Below are 17303 nucleotides of genomic sequence, written 5' to 3' on the forward strand. Positions count from 1 at the left end.
TCAGGGGATGGCCAGCTCGGCCCAGATGGTCTTCCCGGACGCGGTGTAGCGCGTGCCCCAGCGCTGCGACATCTGGGCGACCAGGAACAGGCCGCGGCCTCCCTCGTCGTCCCGGCGCGCTCGCCGCAGGTGGGGTGCGGTGTGCGCGTTGTCGGAGACCTCGCACAGCAGGCAGCGGTCCCTGATCAGCCTCAGCATGACGGGCCCGGTGGCGTACCGGATGCTGTTGGTGACCAGCTCGCTCACCACGAGTGCGGCCGGGAACGACAGGTCGGACAGGCCCCAGTCCGTCAGCTGGCGCTCGGTGTCCGTGCGGGCGTGCGCCACCATGGCCGGGTCGGGCGGCAGCTCCAGGTCCGCCACGTGGTCGGGGCCGAGCCGCCGGGTGCGGATGAGCAGCAGCGTGGCGTCGTCCGCCTGCGGACCCGGCGGCCGGGCCGACAGCGCGCGGTCGCACAGCTCCTCCAGCGGGCAGCGCTGCCAGGTGAGCACCTGGGACAGGCGGTCGATCCCGCTGTCGATGTCGGTGCTGCGGTCCTCCACGACCCCGTCGGTGAAGAACGCCACCACACTGCCGCCGGACAGGCTCAGTTCGACGTTCTCGTACGGCAGGCCGCCCAGCCCCAGCGGCGGCCCCGGCGCCAGCGCGGACGAGGCCACCGAGCCGCTCGCGTCGGCCACGATCGGCGGCGGATGGCCCGCGCTCGCCCAGACGCACCGGCCGCTGACCGGGTCGTAGATCGCGTACAGACAGGTCACCCCGAGCGTCTCGTCGCCGAGCCCGTCCCCGGCACGGGGTTCGGAGTCCTGCGCGACCAGGCCGTCCAGCCGGGTGAGCAGCTCGGCCGGGTCCAGGTCCAGCAGGGCCAGGGTCCGTACGGTGGCGCGCAGCCGGCCCATGGTCGCGGCCGCGTGCATGCCGTGGCCCACCACGTCGCCGACGGTCAGGCCCACGCGGGCACCGGACAGCGGGATCAGGTCGAACCAGTCGCCGCCCACGCCCACCCGGCTGTCGGCCGGCAGGTAGCGGTAGGCGACGTCGACCGCGCTCTGCTCGGGCAGGTGCTGCGGCAGCAGGCTGCGCTGCAGGACCAGGGCGGCCGCGTGCTGGCTGGTGTAACGGCGGGCGTTGTCGATGCCGACGGCGGCCCGCTCGGCCAGTTCCACGGCGAGCGTCTGCTCCTCGGGTCCGAAGCGGTCGGGGTTGCTGCTGCGCCGGAAGGTGGCGAGGCCCAGCACCGCGTTGCGGGTGAGCAGCGGGACGAACAGACGGGAGTGCGCAGCGTCCGCTCCCGGCCCGTCCGGCGACTCGGGCGGGGAGGCGTCGATGACGGGCCGGCTGGTGGCCAGGCTCTGCGCCTGCGGTGACCAGGGCGGATAGGAGACGGGGCTGGTCCGGAACTCCTCCGGTGTCCGGCCGTGCATCCGCAGCAGACTGTGCCCCGGCGCCGAGCCCGTGGGCGGCTGCCGCCCCTCGATGACCGCCGGCGGCAGGTCTACCAGCACCTCGTCGGCCAGTTGCGGCACCGCCACGTCCGCGAGCTCCGCCGCCGTACGGCGCACGTCCAGCGAGGCGCCGATGCGCTTTCCCGCCCGGACGAGCAGCGACAGCCGTTCCTGGGCGCGGTAGCGCTCGGTGATGTCCAGCGACTCCTCGAAGAGCCCCAGCAGCTCGCCCCGGGCGTCCACCAGCCGGTGGTACGAGCAGGACCAGACGTGCTCGCGCACCGGGTCGGCGGGGGCCCGCCCGCGGTAGTGCATGCCCATGATCGGTTCGCCCGTCGTCAGCACGTGCTCCATGATCTGGTCCTCGTCCGGAGGGTGGTGACGGGAGAGGAACTCGCCCTCGGGAAAGAGGTCCGACGCCGGTCGGCCGATGTACTGGGCGATGCCGTCCAGCTCCAGGTCGGTGGAGACGTTCGCCCAGACCACGCGCATGTCGGTGTCGAAGATCGTCAGGCCCACGTCGGACTCGGTCGCCAGCCCCTGCAGCATGGCCAGCTGCGCCTCCCAGCCGCGCAGCGTCTCCAGGTCGGCGGCGACCACGACGGTCGCGGCGGCGCCCCGGTGCGCGAGCGGGCTGAACGTCACGGCCGCGCGCAGGGTGCGTCCGTCCCGGCAGCAGAGGTCCAGCACCGTGCCGCGGGGCCGGGCCGTCTTGCAGATCTTGCAGAGGGTGGACAGCCGCTGCTCCGGGGCCGCCGCCAGCAGGCGGGCGGCCGGCTGCCCGAGCACATCCTCCGGTGAGTGGCCGAGCAGGCGCTGGGCCGAGGGGCCCCAGCCGGAGATGCGGCCTTCGGCGTCCAGTACCGCGGTGGCGGCCTTGGAGAGGTCCAGCGGACTGTGGAAATCGACGTGGGGGGCATTCGGAAAACGATCCATGGCACCGCTTCCCTTCGTGCCCCCTCAGGATCCCGTGCCGGGTGACGGACGACAACCGCACGCCGTCCGGCGGGGTGAGCCGTGTCGCACCGGGCGGGGCAGTCTTGCTATGCAACGAGTTGCATAGCATGATCGGCGCATGGCGCTCGAACACGCGATCCTGGTGTCGCTCCTGGAGAAGCCGGGCTCCGGCTACGAGCTGGCCCGGCGCTTCGAGCGGTCCATCGGCTACTTCTGGACCGCCACCCACCAGCAGATCTACCGCGTGCTCAAGCGCATGGAGAACGACGGCTGGGTCGACGTCCGGGACGTCCCGCAGCAGGGCCGGCCGGACAAGAAGGAGTACTCCGTCGCCGACCTCGGCCGGGCCGCGCTGACCTCCTGGCTGCACGATCCGATCGAGCCGGAGAGCGTCCGCCACGATCTGGCCGTGAAGATCAGGGGCGCCGCCTTCGACGAGGAGCCGGCCGCCCTGATCCACGAGGTGGAGCGGCACCGGCAGGCGCACCGGGACCGGCTGGCGCACTATCTCGCGGGTCAGGCCCGGGACTTCACGGCGTCCGAGCCGGGCGAGGCCGGTACCCGGACGCCGCTCGACGCGGAGCGCGAGCTCCAGCACGTCGTCCTGCGCGGCGGCATCGCCTACGAGCGGATGATGATCGACTGGCTGGACGACGTGCTGGCCACGCTGGCCCGCTTCGGTCCGGTCCGCTGATCGCCGCCGCACCCGCGCTACCGGTCCTCCCGGCCCGCCCAGCCGCCGGACCTCCCCACCCCCCGTCCACCAGCCGAAAGGCGTCATCTCCCATGGCTGACCAGCTGCTGTTCAACCCGCGCACCTACGACCCCGCGCACTTCGACCCCGAGACGCGCCGCCTGCTGCGTGCCACCGTCGACTGGTTCGAGGAGCGCGGCAAGGGGCAGCTGATCGAGGACTACCGCAACCGCGCGTGGCTCGGCGACTTCCTCGCCTTCGCGGCGAAGGAGAACCTGTTCGCCACCTTCCTGACCCCGGCGTCCGCCGCGGGGGAGGGAGAATCCGACAAGCGCTGGGACACCGCCCGGATAGCCGCGCTCAACGAGATCCTGGGCTTCTACGGCCTCGACTACTGGTACGCCTGGCAGGTCACGATCCTCGGCCTCGGCCCGGTCTGGCAGAGCGACAACGCCGCCGCCCGCGCCCGCGCCGCCGAACTCCTCGCCCAGGGCGAGGTGTTCGCGTTCGGCCTGTCCGAGAAGGCCCACGGCGCCGACATCTACTCCACCGACATGCTGCTCGAGCCCGACGGCGCCGGCGGCTTCCGCGCCACCGGCTCCAAGTACTACATCGGCAACGGCAACGCCGCCGGGCTGGTCTCCGTCTTCGGCCGCCGCACCGACGTCGAGGGCCCCGACGGCTACGTGTTCTTCGCCGCAGACAGCCGTCACCCCGCCTACCACCTGGTCAAGAACGTCGTCGACTCCTCGAAGTTCGTCAGCGAGTTCCGCCTGGAGGACTATCCGGTGGCGGCCGAGGACGTCCTGCACACCGGCCGCGCCGCCTTCGACGCCGCCCTCAACACGGTCAACGTGGGCAAGTTCAACCTGTGCACCGCCTCGATCGGCATCTGCGAGCACGCGATGTACGAGGCCGTCACCCACGCCCACCACCGGATCCTCTACGGCCGCCCCGTCACCGCTTTCCCGCACGTGCGGCGGGAGCTGACCGACGCGTACGTCAGGCTCGTCGGCATGAAGCTGTTCAGCGACCGCGCCGTGGACTACTTCCGCTCCGCGGGCCCCGACGACCGCCGCTACCTGCTCTTCAACCCGATGACGAAGATGAAGGTGACCACGGAGGGCGAGAAGGTCATCGACCTGATGTGGGACGTCATCGCGGCCAAGGGCTTCGAGAAGGACAACTACTTCGGCCAGGCGGCCGTGGAGATCCGCGGCCTGCCGAAGCTGGAGGGCACGGTCCACGTCAACCTGGCGCTGATCCTGAAGTTCATGCGCAGCCACCTCCTCGACCCGGTCGCCTACCCGGACGTGCCGACCCGTCTCGACGCGGCCGACGACGACTTCCTGTTCCGGCAGGGGCCGGCCCGGGGTCTGGGCTCGGTGCGCTTCCACGACTGGCGGCCCGCCTTCGACGCCTACGCGCACCTGCCCAACGTCGGCCGCTTCCGCGAACAGGCCGACGCCCTCTGCGAGTTCGTCGCCACGGCCGCCCCCGACGAGGAGCAGAGCCGCGACCTCGACCTCCTCCTCGCGGTCGGTCAGCTCTTCGCCCTCGTCGTGCACGCGCAGCTCGTCCTGGAGCAGGTCGCCCTGACCGGGGTCGACGAGGACGTGCTCGACGAACTCTTCGCCGTCCTCGTGCGGGACTTCTCCGCGCACGCCGTCGAACTGCACGGCAAGGACTCGGCGACCGCGCAGCAGCAGGAGTGGGCGCTGGGTTCGGTCCGGCGGCCGGTCGTCGACGCGGCCCGCACGGAGCGGGTCTGGCAGCGGGTCGAGGCGCTGTCCGGCGCGTACGAGATGGCGCCGTAACCGCACCGCACACGGGGGCCGGGCCGCACGGGCCCGGCCCCCGGTCGGTCACGGCCCGGCGGACACGGGGGGCAGGCGTCCGCCGGTGGTCACTTGGTCCGCAGCATGAGGGCGAAACGCGTCTGGGCGCCGTAGACCCCGCTCTCGTCGCCGCCGACCCCGTACCGCTGCTGAAAGCGCGTCACGGCGGCTCGGACCTCCGCGTCGTAGCGGCCGTCTATCGCGCCGCCGTCGTAGATGCCCGGCAACTGCTGGAGACGGACCTGCAGCTCGAAGACCCCATGGCCGCTGTCCCCCGGGCGCAGGACGCCCGTGCCCGGGATCTCGGGGAGCGGCGGATCCGACACGCCGGGCCGGGGCCGGTCCGTCTCCCCCGGCGGGTCCTGCGGCGCGCGCCGCGCCGGCGGGGGAGCCGTCCCGTACCCGGACGGCGAGGGGGAGGCCGCCGCTCCGGCGTCGTGGTGGATCAGCAGCCACGTGGCGAGCACCAGTCCGCTCGCCGCGCCCAGCCCGAGGATTCCGGCGACGAGCAGGTCCCGGAGGCTGGTGAACCGCCGCCGTGCGTGCCCCGGCTTCCTCCCGGGCGCGCGGTCCGGGGGCGCCGATCCCCGTGAGGGCGCGGCGGCGAGGGGGTCCGGGGGCGCCGATCCCGGTGAGGGCGCGGCGGCGAGGGGGTCCGGGGGAGCCGCGGCGGGTGCCGGGGTCTTGGGGCTCGGCCCACGGACCTCCGGCGGCTTCCCCATCGGGGGGAGCGGGACGGTCTCCGGCTCTCTGGCCGGCACGGCGGGTGCCGGGGTCTTGGGGTTCGGCCCACGGACCTCCGGCGGCTTCCTCACCGGGGGGAGCGGGACGGTCTCCGGCTCTCTGGCCGGCACGGCGGGTGCCGGGGTCTTGGGGTTCGGCCCACCGACGTCCGGCGGCTTCCTCACCGGGGGGAGCGGGACGGTCTCCGGCTCTCTGGCCGGCACGGCGGGTGCCGGGGTCTTGGGGTTCGGCCCACGGACCTCCGGCGGCTTCCCCATCGGGGGGAGCGGGACGGTCTCCGGCGCTCTGGCCGGCACGGCGGGTGCCGGGGTCTTGGGGCTCGGCCCACGGACCTCCGGCGGCTTCCCCATCGGGGGGAGCGGGACGGTCTCCGGCGCTCCGGCCGGCACAGGTGGCTCCGCCACGACGGGCTTCGGGAGGCCGGCCCGCGGCGGTTCGGCGGCCGGCCGGCGGGGCTGCCCCTCCTCGCGGAGGAGCTCGGCGCGTGCGGCGTCCAACGCGTCCAGGACGGCCTGGAAGCGGTCCCTGGTCTCCCGCACGAGGTCACGGCCCGAGTCCGGAGTCCGTTCCCGGTTGCCGTCGTCGCGACCCACGGTTCCTCCTCGGCTCGCCTTCTTCCTGACACAGGGCTTCGACACCCGCCGCCCCGGCGGCGGGTCACCCCTCTCCTCCGGGAGGCAGTACGCGGGCCGGGCCGCTCCGTCCTCATCCCGCCGCCGGTATGTAACCCACGCCTCATGCCGCGCCCGGTCGTCGGCGACCCCGCCGGCAGGGTTACCTATCCCACATGCCGGCCGACGATTGAGCACTCGCTCGACGCGCCCCGTTGACCCCGGTAGCCGCTGACCGCTGCCCGGCCCGGGCCTTCCCTCCGTCGACTCGAGAACTGAGAACGGTCGCTACATGGACTACTGCATTCCGTGCAACCGCACGCTCAACGGCGCCGTCACCTGCCCCGAGTGCGGGGCGTACGACTCCGGCATGGCACAGCCGAGCGAGCGGAGAGACGGTGCTCCGGCCGTCGAGGCGACGATGCCGGAAGTCCGCTTCGACGGGGGGCCGGACTCCTCCGCGTCCCCCTTCGACGGGAGGCCGGACCCCTCCGAGTCCCCGTTCCCCGGCCCGCCGACCCCCTCGCGGGACCTGCCGGCAGACCGGTACGGCCGTCCGTCGCGGCTGCGGAAGTATGCCGTCCAGTCTCTCGCCGCAGCCGCCTTCACCATCCTCGGAGGCTTGGCCACCGCGTCGGTGCTGCTCCAGTCCACGGCCCCGCGGGCAGCCGCACCCCCGGAGCCGTCCCTCACCGAGCCCGAGGTCAGCGGCACCGACGCACCGGCTTCAGAGGCCTCACCGGAGCGAGAGCCCACGCATCCGGCGCGCAAGGGCGTCCGGGACCGCGACAGCGACGGCACCCGACCTCCCGTGCCGGCGCCACCTCGCCGCACATCACCGGCCCCCCGGCCGTCCACCGCCACCACCAGTGCGCCGCCACCGGTGAAGGAGAGGCCCACCCCGCGGCCCTCCAGCAGTCGCCGGCCCAGCCCGCCCTCGCGCACGGCAACGCCTTCCACCCGGCCCACCGCCAGTCCTTCGGGCAGCGCCAGCGCCTCTCCCACCAGGAGCGGCTCACCGACCGCGTCGAGTTCGCCCGGCCGCTGACCACCGAGCCGCCCCGGGCAGGCCCTGGGCGTCCCGGCTTCAGCCGGGGGGTGTCGACAGGTGGACCAGGATGCCGCAGACCTCGTCCACGATCTCCCGGGCCTCCGTCTCGTCCCCGCAGTCGGCCAGCTCGCGCGCCGCCCCGCCGATGACGGTGGTCAGCACGCTCACCCGGACCCGGCCGGCGCGCCGCCGCTCGTCCACCTGCAGCAGCCGGGCGTTGCGCCGTACCCACGCGCGGTCCCACTGGCGGCGCAGCGCGTCGAAGCCCGAGGGGCCGTCGTCCTCGGCGAGGAGTCTGCCGAGCCGCCGGTTGTCCCAGGCACCCTCCAGATACGCCCTGGCTCCCGCCGCGAAGAGGGCGATGGGGTCGTCCACACCACGGCTGCGCTCGGAGGTCAGCGTGGCCTCGGTCCGGCCCTCCTGCTCCTCCCGGAACTCCTCCCAGAGGGCGAGGTAGAGCCCCCGCTTCCCGCCGTAGTGCTGGAAGAGGGTGCCCACCGCGAGGCCGGAGCGCGTGGCGATCTCGGTGAGGCCGGCGTCGGTGTAACCGCGCTCGGTGAACACCTCCAGCGCGGCGTCCAGCAGCGCACGCCGGACCGTTCGCCGCTGCCCGGGCTCCCCGGCCGGCAGGACCGTGCCCTCCTCTCCGCCCGGCGGCCGGCCTGCCGTCTCGGTCCCGGCGGACTCCACGATGCCGCTCACTGGCAATCCTCACCTTCCGCGCCGTCGCGGATGGCGAGGGCGACCAGTAGTTCCAGGAGGTCGGCGATCCGGCGCGGATTGCGGCCGGTGCGTTCCTCGATCCGGCGCAACCGGTAGTGCGCCGTGTTGTGGTGCACCCGCAGCCGGTCGGCGGCCAGCCGCAGATTGAGGTCGGCCTCCGCGAAGGCCCGTATGGTGGCCGCCAGCGTGTCGCCACGTCTGCGGTCCTCCTCCAGCAGCACCCGTACCCGGGGGTCGACCAGCTGGCGGGCGAGGTCGTCGGCGCGCAGCGCCAGGTAGTCGAACGGGGACAGCCGCGGCAGGGCCGCCACTCCGCCCCCGCTCGGCACCAGGTCCAGGGCGGCCCGCGCCTCCTCGAACGCGCGCGGCAGTTCGGACGCGCCCCGGGCGACCGTGCTGATGCCCATGGAGAGCATGGTCCCCTCCCGGGCGAGCCGCTCCTGCACGGCCTCGAAGTGGGCGCATATGTCCTCCGCGTCCATGCCGGCCCGGACCACGGGCACGGCCACCACCTCGTCGTGGCGCACGACGACCAGGGTCCGGCCGGCCCAGGGCCCTGCGATGCTGATCGACGCGCTGGTGGCGTACCCGTGCTCGGCCGTGGTGAGGTCCCCGGTGCGGGTGTCGCCGACGCACATCGCCACGACCGCCATCATCGGCGAGCGCGGCCCGATGCCGTACGCCTGCGCCGCGGCGAACAGCGGACCGCGCGTCGGGGCCACGCCGGCCAGGAGCTGGTCCAGGAGATCCCGGCGCTCCCGGTCCGCGTCCGCCACCATGTGCTGCTGGAACTCGACGTACGCCTGCGCGGCGTGGGTGCTGGCGTAGTCGACGTACCGCATCAGCGGGGTGACGAGGGACAGCGCGGCCTGCTGGGCCTCGACGGACGTGCCCGCGCAGTCCAGCAGCGCGTCCCACATCACCTGCCGGCCCACCCGGAAGGCGCTGATCCAGTCCTCCAGGGCGAACCCCGCGCGGGCCCGGCGCATGGCCGCCGCCCGGCTGAAGACGAGGTCCTCGGCAGCGATGTCGCGGTCGCCGGCCAGCGCCGCCAGCTGCATCCGGTAGTGCTCCAGCACCTGGTCCCGTACGTCGTCGAAGAACCGGCCGTCCTGCAGCGCGTACGACGGGATCTCCGCACGCATCACCGCGACCGCGGTCTCCGCCACCTCCTCGACCCGGTCGTGGACGGCGTGCAGGATCCGCTGCCGCTCCCGGCGGAGCGGTTCGGGCATCGGGGGAGTGTCCCGGGCAGGTCCGAGAGGCATGACGCCGATCGTCGTCGTCCGGATCGTGCTCCGTCAACAGGCTCGGCGTGAGACACCTCGCGGTACCTGTGCGCGGCGCACAGTCCGGGGACCGGGAAGTTGGGTGCTCACACCCAATGTGCGCCTGGAACGCCCCCACCTACTGTGACGCTCGCCCACCCCCCAGCACGTCGGAAGGGGCGTCACTCATGCTCGCGGTCGACGGTATCACCGTGCGCTTCGGCGGAATCACTGCACTGGACGGTGTCGCTTTCACCGTCGAGCCCGGCACCGCCGTGGGGCTCATAGGTCCGAACGGAGCCGGCAAGACCACCTTGTTCAACTGCCTCACCAGGCGCTGTACCCCCGATGCGGGAGAGGTGCGGTTCGACGACGAGGACCTCCTCGTCCTCCCTCCGCACGCCGTGGCGGGGCGCGGCATCGCCCGCACCTTCCAGAACCTCGGCCTGTTCCCGCAGCTCACGGTTCGGGAGAACGTCATGGTCGGCGCCCACAGCCGGGGGCGTACCGGACACCTCGCCGCGGCGCTCCGGCTGCCCCGCGTCCGGCGGGAGGAGAGGGAACTACGTGACCAGGCCGACGAGCTGCTCGGGCGGCTCGACCTGGCGGACATCGCCGACCACCCCGCCGCCGGACTGCCGTTCGGCACGCTCAAACGCGTCGAACTCGCCCGGGCGCTCGCCGTCCGCCCCCGGCTGCTGCTGCTCGACGAACCCGTCAACGGCCTCAGCCACGGCGAGGTCGGCCAATTCGCGGATCTGGTCCGCTCGGTGCGCCACGACTTCGACCTCACGCTCGTGGTCGTCGAACACCACATGGGGTTCGTGATGGGCCTGTGCGACAAGATCGTGTGCCTCGACTTCGGGCGCAAGATCGCCGAAGGCACGCCGGAGGAGATCCAGCGCGATCCGGCCGTCGTCGAGGCGTACCTGGGGGTGGCGGCGTGAGCGAGCCCACCACCGACCGCACCGAGGCCGAGGCCGAGGCGAGTGCGGAGCCGGACTTCCTGAAGGTGTCCGACCTGCACGCGGGGTACGGCCAGGCCCGTGTGCTGCAGGGCCTCGACTTCTCCGTCGCCCGCGGTGAGGTCTGCGCGGTCCTCGGACCCAACGGGGCCGGCAAGACCACGACGCTGCGGGCGCTGTGCGGCATGGTCCGCGGCCGCGGCTCGGTCACCCTGAACGGCACGGAGCTGCTGGGCCGCCCGCCCGAGCAGGCCGCCCGGGCCGGCGTGGCGCACGTGCCCGAGGGCCGCGGCACCTTCAACGACCTGACCGTCGAGGAGAACCTGCGTGTCGGAGCCCACATACGCACCGGCCGTCCGTGGCGGGGCCGTGCCGGGCGTGCGGCCGTGGCGGCCGACCTGGAACGGATCTACGGCTACTTCCCCAGGCTGCGCCAGCGCTCGCGCCAGGCCGCCGGCAGCCTCAGCGGCGGGGAGCAGCAGATGCTCGCCATCGGGCGGGCGCTGATGCTGCGGCCTTCCCTGCTGCTCCTGGACGAGCCGTCCCTGGGACTCGCCCCGCTGGTCACCCGCGAGCTGTTCGAGATCGTCCGCGCAGTCAACGAGGAGGAACGCACCACCGTGATCGTCGTCGAGCAGAACGCCCAGCTCGCGCTGGACATCGCGCACCGGGCGCACGTACTGGAGGCCGGCCGCCTGGTGCTGTCCGGTCCGGCCCGGCGGATCCGCGAGGACGGGCAGGTCGCCGAGGTGTACCTCGGTGTCTCCGTCGGCTCGCGCAAGGCCGGGTGAGCGCCGTGACCGACCTCCTGCAGCAAGTGGTGGAAGGACTGGGCTCCGGCGCGGTGTACGCGAGCCTGGCGCTGGCCCTGGTGCTGATCCACCGGTTCACCGGGATCGTCAACTTCGCGCAGGGCGAGCTGGCCATGCTCTCCACCTACGTCGCCTGGCAGCTGGTGGCGTCCGGGATGCCGTTCTGGCTGGCGCTGCCGGTCACCCTCGGGGTGTCCTTCGCCGGCGGCATGCTGGTCGAGCGGATCGTCATCCGTCCCGTGCGGGGCGCCCCCGAGCTGACGGTGGTCATCGTCACCGTCGGCCTGTTCATCTTCGTCAACGCGCTGGCCGGCCTGATCTGGTCGTTCACCGTGAAGGACTTCCCGCAGCCGTTCCCCGACGGCGGGCTCGACCTGGCCGGCGTGCGCGTGGACTGGTCGACGCTCGGGATCCTCGGTGTGGTGGCCGTCGTGATGGGCCTGCTGTACCTGCTGTTCCAGCACACCTCCGCCGGCCTGGTGATGCGGGCGGTCGCCTGCAACCCCTCCTCCGCCCGGCTGTCGGGCATCCGGGCGGGCCGGGTGCTGATGCTCGGCTGGGGGCTGGCCGCGACGGTCGGCGCGGTGTCGGGCGTGCTCGTCGCCCCGGTGCTGTTCCTGGAGCCCAACATGATGGGCGGGGTGCTGATCTACGCCTTCGCCGCGGCCACCCTCGGCGGCTTCGACAGCCCGGTGGGTGCGGTCGTCGGCGGCCTGTTCGTGGGCGTCGCCGAGACGCTCACCGGGGCGTACGTGGACGTGGTCGGTGCCGATCTGAAGGTGGGCGTACCCCTGGTGATCATTCTCGCGGTGCTGCTGGTACGGCCCCAGGGCCTGTTCGGACGGGCGGCGGTGGAACGCGCATGAGCACGATCACGACCGTACTCGGCACGGACCGGGCCCGACGCCTGCGGGCCGCGCTCACCGTGCTGCTCGCGGCGGCCGCCGCCGTCGGCGCACCCTTCTACTTCGCCCCCTTCCAGGTCTTCCAGCTGACCATGGTGCTCCTGTACGCGGTGGCGCTGGCCGGGCTGAACCTGCTGGTCGGCTTCGGCGGGCAGATCTCGCTCGGGCACGGCGCGTTCTTCGCGGCGGGGGCGTACACGGCGGCGGTCATGCTCGACCGGTACGACACCGGCCACCTGGCCACGCTGCCGGTCGCGGCCGCCGGGTGCTTCCTGCTGGGCCTCGGCTTCGGGGTGCCCGCCCTGCGGCTGCGCGGGCTGTACCTCGCCCTGGTCACCCTCTCGTTCGCGGTGTTCCTGCCGCCGCTGCTCAAGCGGCTCGAACCGGTGACGGGCGGCTCCATGGGTCTGACCGTGGACAAGCTGCGGCCGCCCGCCTGGAGCGGGCTGGCCGAGGACCAGTGGATGTACTTCGTCGTCCTCGCCGTCGCCGCGGTGGCTCTGCTGCTCGCCCGCAACCTGCTGCGGTCCCGGGTCGGCCGGGCACTGCTCGCCGTGCGGGACAACGAGAGTGCCGCCGAGGTCATGGGCGTGCGGCTGGCGCTGCACAAGACCGTCGCCTTCGCCTGGAGCGCGATGTTCGCGGGTGTCGCCGGGTGCCTGTACACCTGGGTGATCGGCTTCGTCTCGCCCGACTCCTTCGGCTTCGTCCTGTCCATCACCCTGCTGGCCGGCCTGGTCGTCGGCGGGCTCGCCTCGCTGTACGGGCCACTGCTGGGCGCGGCGTTCGTGATGTACGTGCCGAGCGTCTCCCAGGACCTGAGCGAGGCCGCACCGGGAGTGGTGTTCGGCCTGCTGATCATCACGGTGATGTTCGTGGCCCCGACCGGACTGGCCGGTCTGCCGCGCCGTGTCCTGGGCGCGGTCGCCCGTCGTGCGCCCCGCGTCGCCACCGCCACCGCCCCCGACCGGAGGCCGGAGGCCGATTCCACGCCTGATCCGGAGGCGGATCCGCAGGCCGGAACCGAATCCAGCGTGACCCTCACTCCTGCGGCCTCCGCAGTTGCCGACGCCGAACCCGTGGGCGCCCAGCCCCGCACCGAAAAGGAATGATCCACATGCGCAAGACGACCGTTCTGCGGGCCGCCGCGGCCGCCACCGCCGCCCTGCTCACCGCGACCGCCTGCAGCAGTCAGCGAGGTCAGGACGCCCAGAACACCGCCGCCGACGGCGCGTGCAAGGGGCAGCAGACCACGGGCATCACCGACAAGACCATCAAGCTGGGCGGGATCTACCCGCTGTCGGGGCCCGCCTCCGCGTACGGCACGATCAGCAAGGGCGTGGCCGCCTACTTCAAGTACGTCAACGGCAAGGGCGGCATAGACGGCCGCACGGTCGAGTTCACCGTCCGCGACGACGGCTACCAGCCGCCCAAGGCGGTCGAGGAGGCCCGCAGACTCGTCGAGCAGGAGAAGGTCTTCGCGGTGTTCCAGACCCTGGGCACCCCGTCCACGGCGGCCGTGTGGGACTACCTGAACAAGCAGAAGGTGCCGCAGCCCTTCGTCGCCACGGGAGCCTCCGTCTGGGGCAGCGACGACAAGCACCCCTGGACCCTCGGGTGGCAGCCCAACTACGTGGCCGAGGCCCGGGTGTACGCCAAGTACCTCAAGGAGGAGAAGCCGAAGGCCCAGGTGGCGGTCCTCTACCAGAACGACGACTTCGGCAAGGACCTGCTCGGCGGGTTCAAGAAGGCCCTCGCCGGCAGCGGCGTCAAGGTGGTCGCCGCGGAGAGCTACGAGGTGACCGACCCCTCCGTGTCGGCACAGATGGCGAGCCTCGCCCGCTCCAAGGCCGACGTGCTGCTCGACATCACCACGCCCAAGTTCGGCAGCCAGGCCCTCGCCGCCGACGCCAAGGACACCAAGTGGAACCCGCTGCACATCGTGAACAACGTGGCCTCGTCGGCCGCCGTGCTCCGGCCCGTCGGGTTCAAGAACGTCCAGGGTGTGGTCTCGGCGACCTACTTCAAGGACCCCGCCGACCCGCAGTGGGCAAACGACCCTGAGGTGAAGACGTACAAGAAGGCCCTGCACGCCTACGCCCCCGACGCGGACCCGGCCAACCAGTTCAACGCCTACGGCTGGGCCGTCGCCTCCAGCCTGCACCAGGCCCTGGACGCGATGAAGTGCCCGACCAGGGAGGGACTGCGGGATGCGGTGCGCGATCTGAAGGACGTGAAGGTGGGCATGCTGCTGCCCGGTGTCACCCTGTCCACGGGCCCGGGCGACGCCTTCCCGATCGAGACGATGCAGCTGATGCGGTTCAAGGGCGAGCGCTGGCAGCTGTTCGGCAAGCCGGTGGACACCCGCAAGGAGTTCGGCCCGCTGACGAAGTGAGCCGGCGGGGGCGGTCCCGGCCGGTGCCCCGGCCCCTGGACCGCCCCCGCCCGTCGCCGCCCCGTCACCGACGTGAGCGGACCCGCGTGCTCAGACGGCGTTCAACCCTCCGTCCACCACCAGGCTCTGCCCGGTGACGTAGGAGGCGCGGTCGGAGAGCAGGAAGGTGACGGCCTCGGCCACCTCCCAGGCGGTGCCCTGGCGGCCCAGCGGAATGCGGCTGAACGAGGACGTGCGGGACGCCCGCCGGGCCGAGGCCGCACGGCCCATCGGGGTGTCGATCAGGCCCGGGACGACCAGGTTGGCGCGGATCCCGCGCGGCCCGCCCTCCTTGGCGACATGCCGGGTGAGACCGAACAGGCCCGCCTTCGAACTGTCGTACGCGGGCGAATCGGTGGCCGCGCGCAGCCCGGCCACGGAACCGACGAAGACGATCGACCCTCCGTCGGCGATCGCGGGCAGCGCGTACTTGGCGGCGAGGAAGGGGGCGCCCAGGTTGAGCGAGAGCACCTGCTCCCACTGCTGCGGTGAGGTGCCCGCCAGGCCCGTGCCGAGACCGATGCCGACGTTGACCACGAGCGCGTCGAGCGTGCCGAGTTCCCGGAGCGCCTCGGCGACCATGGCCGAGGACCGCTCGGGATCCGTGGCGTCGCCGACCAGGGCGAGGCCACGACCGCCTTCCTCGCCGACGAGGGCGGCGGTGGCCGCCGCCGCGGAGGCGGAGACGTCGGCGCAGGCGACGGAGGCTCCCTCGCGGGCCGCGAGCACGGCCACCGCCCGCCCGTTGCCCACCGGTGCGTCGGGATCGTCGGCGGGACGGGTGCCCGCTCCGATGACCAGTACGTTCCGGCCGGTCAGGAGGCCGGCCGGGTGGTGCGCGGTGTGCTGCGGCTCAGGCATCGTCGTCTGCCGTCCCGGTGGCGGCGGGCAGGGCCTCGGTCGTGAAGCCGGGCTCGAGCGGGGTGCCGGCGGAGTTCAGGAAGAAGGCGACCATGTGGTACTGGCCGACCAGCATGGTGATCTCGATCAGCTGTGCCTCGTCGTGGTCGGCGGCGAGCGCCGACCAGGTGGCCGCGGACAGGCGTGCCTCCCGGTGCAGTTCGTCGGCGGCGCGCAGCAGCAGGGCGTCGGCCGGCGTCCAGCCCGGGGCGTCCGGGCCCGCACCGACCCGCCGGATCTCCTCGTCGGTGACCCCGGCCGCCCTGGCCAGCGGTACGTGCCGTCCCCATTCGTACGCGGCCCGGGTGTTGCGGGCGGTGCGCAGGATCAGCAGTTCCCGGGTCCGGCCCGCGAGCCGGCCGTGGCGCAGCAGATGGGTGCCGAACGGCAGGAAGTGCCGGAAGAGACCGGGGTGCCGCACCAGAGTGGTGAAGACGTGGGGCAGGCGGCCGTCGGCGTCCCGGGGAATCGGGGCCAGCAGCTCCCGGGCGGACGGGTCCCAGCCGTCCTCGGGCAACGGCGCGAGGCGCGGGCGGTGCGGGTGCTCGTCGGTCATGCGGGTCTCCGTACGGGTCGTCAGGAGGGCGTGGCACCAGGGCGGTGCCGCCGTGCCACTGTCCTTTCGGCGGCGGGGGGTTGTCGACGGATCCCTGGCCAAGGCCGCGGGGCGGCATATTGTTCGGATGCACAACGGCCGGTGCGGAGGGCGGAGGTGGGATCGATGTCCGGACAGACGGGTGCGGCGGCGCCCCTGGAACGGGTCATCGCCGCGATGACCGCGCGACAGGGACCCGTGGGCGGGGGGTTGTACGCGGAACTGGTGGGCCACGTCCCGTCCTACCGCGCGGTCCCGCGGGAACTCCTGGACGGGATCTGGCACCGGCACTTCCAGCGGGCTCTCGCGGTGCTGCGGGAGGGGACGGTGCCCGCGCCGGAGGACTTCCGCGAAGCCGACGTGGCCCGGGACCGGGTCGCCCGGGGCGTGCCCCTCGGCGACGGGCTCGGCGCCTTCCGCCGGGCGCTGGGCGCGATACGGGACCTGTTCATCGCCGAGGCGACCGAACGCGGGCTGGACCCGGGCCTCATCGTCGACCGCACCAAGTGCCTGTGGGAGCTGGCGGACGTCGCGAGCCTGCAGATCGCCGCCGTCCACCGGCAGGCGGAGGCCGACTCCGCCCTGTTCGACGCCCGCCGCCGCGCCGAGTTCCTGCGCGGACTGCTGTACGGGACGCTCAGCGCCGCGGAGATCCACAGCGGTGCGGCCGTCTACGGACTGGACGCGTCGCGGCCGTACCGGGCCGTCAGAGCCGTCCCGTACGGCGATGCCGGGCCGGACGCGCTGGACCGTTCCCTGGAGTCCCACGGCCGCAGAAACGGCCGGGGCGCGCTGTTCACCGTGCTGGACGACGCCGTCGCCGGGATCGTCGAGGCCAGGCCGGACACCGGTGGCCCGGAGGTGACGGCCGGGCTGGGCCCGCCGGCGGACCTGGCCGCGGTGCACCGCTCCTTCCGCGCCGCCGGCAGGCTGCTGCAAGCCGCCCGTGCCTACGGTCTGCGCGGTGTGTACGACCTGGGCGACCTGTCCTGGCGGGTGGCGGTCGTCGCCGAACCGGAACTCGCCGAGCTGCTGGTCGACCGCTACCTGCGCCCGCTGGAGGCGGAGGGGGAGTTCGGCGCGCTCGTCGAGGAGTCGGTGCGGGCGTACCTGGAGGGCGGACGGCGCGTCCGCGAGGTCGCCCGCGGCGCACACGTCCATGTCAACACCGTCCGCTACCGGCTGCGCCGCTTCGAGGAGCTCACCGGCGCCGACCTGGACGCTCCGGACACCGCGGTGGAGGTCGGCTGGGCCCTGGCGGCGCGCGAGCTGAGGACACCTCCACGAGGCCGGGCGTCCACCGGGTTTCAATAGGCGGTGGGTGGCCTCGTACAAGGTGGTGTCCAGCGGTGGAGAAGTG

Annotated in this window: 14 protein-coding genes; 8 read left to right on the forward strand and 6 right to left on the reverse strand. The window is 73.2% G+C overall.

The genetic code is table 11. The features are described from left to right. Entirely contained in the window at positions 1-2382 is a 2382-nt protein-coding gene (locus ABZ923_RS12325) for a SpoIIE family protein phosphatase (RefSeq protein WP_361470139.1), read from the reverse strand. A gap of 139 nt (positions 2383-2521) precedes the next feature. Between ABZ923_RS12325 and ABZ923_RS12330 the strand changes: the two genes are divergently transcribed. Continuing rightward, positions 2522-3097 carry a PadR family transcriptional regulator gene (locus tag ABZ923_RS12330; protein WP_361470141.1) on the forward strand — a complete coding sequence of 192 codons (576 nt, stop codon included), beginning with the start codon at positions 2522-2524 and terminating at the stop codon, positions 3095-3097. A gap of 92 nt (positions 3098-3189) precedes the next feature. Beyond that, on the forward strand, positions 3190-4914 hold the full coding sequence (locus tag ABZ923_RS12335) for an acyl-CoA dehydrogenase family protein (protein ID WP_361470143.1): 1725 nt from the start codon (positions 3190-3192) through the stop codon (positions 4912-4914). Between the two features lie 89 nt (positions 4915-5003). Here the strand turns inward: ABZ923_RS12335 and ABZ923_RS12340 are convergent, their stop codons facing one another. The 3 genes from ABZ923_RS12340 to ABZ923_RS12350 all read right to left on the reverse strand — a co-directional run bounded on the left by ABZ923_RS12340 (position 5004) and on the right by ABZ923_RS12350 (position 9299). After that, the gene (locus ABZ923_RS12340; RefSeq protein ID WP_361470145.1) at positions 5004-5657 is read right to left on the reverse strand and encodes a peptidoglycan-binding domain-containing protein; all 654 of its coding nucleotides are present in this window, start codon (positions 5655-5657) and stop codon (positions 5004-5006) included. A 1720-nt stretch (positions 5658-7377) separates the two neighbouring features. After that, positions 7378-8043 (reverse strand): TetR/AcrR family transcriptional regulator, encoded by a 666-nt coding sequence (locus tag ABZ923_RS12345; protein ID WP_361470147.1) that lies wholly within the window; start codon positions 8041-8043, stop codon positions 7378-7380. Then, positions 8040-9299: a helix-turn-helix domain-containing protein gene (locus ABZ923_RS12350; protein WP_361470149.1), complete on the reverse strand. Its 1260-nt coding sequence runs from the start codon at positions 9297-9299 to the stop codon at positions 8040-8042. Before ABZ923_RS12350 ends, ABZ923_RS12345 begins: the two co-directional genes overlap by 4 nt. 221 nt (positions 9300-9520) lie before the next feature. Here ABZ923_RS12350 and ABZ923_RS12355 point away from each other — a divergent pair, with 221 nt between their 5' ends. Genes ABZ923_RS12355 through ABZ923_RS12375 form a run of 5 tightly spaced genes read left to right on the forward strand, consistent with a single transcriptional unit; the run spans position 9521 to position 14409 of the window. Continuing rightward, on the forward strand, positions 9521-10279 hold the full coding sequence (locus ABZ923_RS12355; RefSeq protein WP_361470150.1) for an ABC transporter ATP-binding protein: 759 nt from the start codon (positions 9521-9523) through the stop codon (positions 10277-10279). Next, positions 10276-11088, forward strand: coding sequence for an ABC transporter ATP-binding protein (locus tag ABZ923_RS12360; RefSeq protein WP_361470152.1), 813 nt, complete (start codon positions 10276-10278; stop codon positions 11086-11088). The genes ABZ923_RS12355 and ABZ923_RS12360 overlap by 4 nt, the downstream gene beginning before the upstream one ends. A gap of 5 nt (positions 11089-11093) precedes the next feature. Then, positions 11094-11975 carry a branched-chain amino acid ABC transporter permease gene (locus ABZ923_RS12365; RefSeq protein ID WP_361470154.1) on the forward strand — a complete coding sequence of 294 codons (882 nt, stop codon included), beginning with the start codon at positions 11094-11096 and terminating at the stop codon, positions 11973-11975. Beyond that, complete coding sequence (locus ABZ923_RS12370) at positions 11972-13126, forward strand: branched-chain amino acid ABC transporter permease (protein ID WP_361470156.1); 1155 nt, start codon at positions 11972-11974, stop codon at positions 13124-13126. Before ABZ923_RS12365 ends, ABZ923_RS12370 begins: the two co-directional genes overlap by 4 nt. A 5-nt stretch (positions 13127-13131) precedes the next feature. Further along, a complete protein-coding gene (locus ABZ923_RS12375) occupies positions 13132-14409 on the forward strand; it encodes an ABC transporter substrate-binding protein (protein WP_361470158.1) in 1278 nt (425 codons plus the stop codon). Positions 14410-14499: 90 nt separating this feature from the next. Here ABZ923_RS12375 and ABZ923_RS12380 read toward each other — a convergent pair whose 3' ends face one another. Both ABZ923_RS12380 and ABZ923_RS12385 read right to left on the reverse strand, forming a co-directional pair. Continuing rightward, positions 14500-15309 carry an SDR family oxidoreductase gene (locus tag ABZ923_RS12380; protein WP_361470160.1) on the reverse strand — a complete coding sequence of 270 codons (810 nt, stop codon included), beginning with the start codon at positions 15307-15309 and terminating at the stop codon, positions 14500-14502. Further along, positions 15302-15904, reverse strand: a complete 603-nt coding sequence (locus ABZ923_RS12385; protein WP_361470162.1) for a carboxymuconolactone decarboxylase family protein — start codon at positions 15902-15904, stop codon at positions 15302-15304. The genes ABZ923_RS12380 and ABZ923_RS12385 overlap by 8 nt, the downstream gene beginning before the upstream one ends. A gap of 165 nt (positions 15905-16069) precedes the next feature. Between ABZ923_RS12385 and ABZ923_RS12390 the strand changes: the two genes are divergently transcribed. Next, positions 16070-17257: a helix-turn-helix domain-containing protein gene (locus ABZ923_RS12390; RefSeq protein ID WP_361470163.1), complete on the forward strand. Its 1188-nt coding sequence runs from the start codon at positions 16070-16072 to the stop codon at positions 17255-17257. Positions 17258-17303: the final 46 nt, after the last annotated feature.

Source organism: Streptomyces sp. NPDC046881 (assembly GCF_040645015.1).
In the GTDB taxonomy this organism is placed as follows: Bacteria; Actinomycetota; Actinomycetes; order Streptomycetales; family Streptomycetaceae; genus Streptomyces.